Consider the following 516-nt stretch of genomic DNA (forward strand, 5'->3'; position numbering starts at 1 on the left):
GCCGTCCACCGCCGGAAGCGTCCGGGATCATGGTGCGATGTTCACAAGGAGGCGGTTACGCCAGCTCGTCGGCGAGATGCTGATCTACATCGTCGCCACCGTCTTGCTCACGGGCGGCTACCTGGCGCTCGATTTCGTGCCGAGCAACGACATGATCGCCTACGACGGAGACTACGCACCGCTGCGCGGGGTGATGATGAGCGAGGCGTACGAGTCCACTCTCACCATCAGCTTCGATGTGCGCGGCGGCCTGCTCACACGCCAACTCCACCACCGGTTCCCCTACGTGTTCGGCCTGGGAGTCGTCGTGTGGATCCTCCTCGGCCGCCTCAGGCACGGGTTCGCGGTCCTGGGGCTGACCCTGCTCGCCGCCCTCGGCGGCTACGGCTCCGTCGACGATCTCCTGGCGGGGACCGTCCTGGGCGGGATCCCGGTCCTCTTCTGGTACGGCCTGCATCTGCTGGCGGCGCTGGCCGTCGTCGTCCTGCTGGTGATCTCCGCGCGGCAGGAGGCCGT

General features: G+C 67.6%; 1 pseudogene. It reads left to right on the plus strand.

Features of this window, described 5'->3' with window-relative positions:
* Window positions 1–37: 37 nt before the first annotated feature.
* A pseudogene (locus tag CXR44_RS38735) lies at window positions 38–516 on the plus strand (cytochrome bc1 complex cytochrome b subunit); the annotation flags it as partial.

Source organism: Nonomuraea indica (genome assembly GCF_002850745.1).
Lineage (GTDB): Bacteria > Actinomycetota > Actinomycetes > Streptosporangiales > Streptosporangiaceae > Nonomuraea > Nonomuraea indica.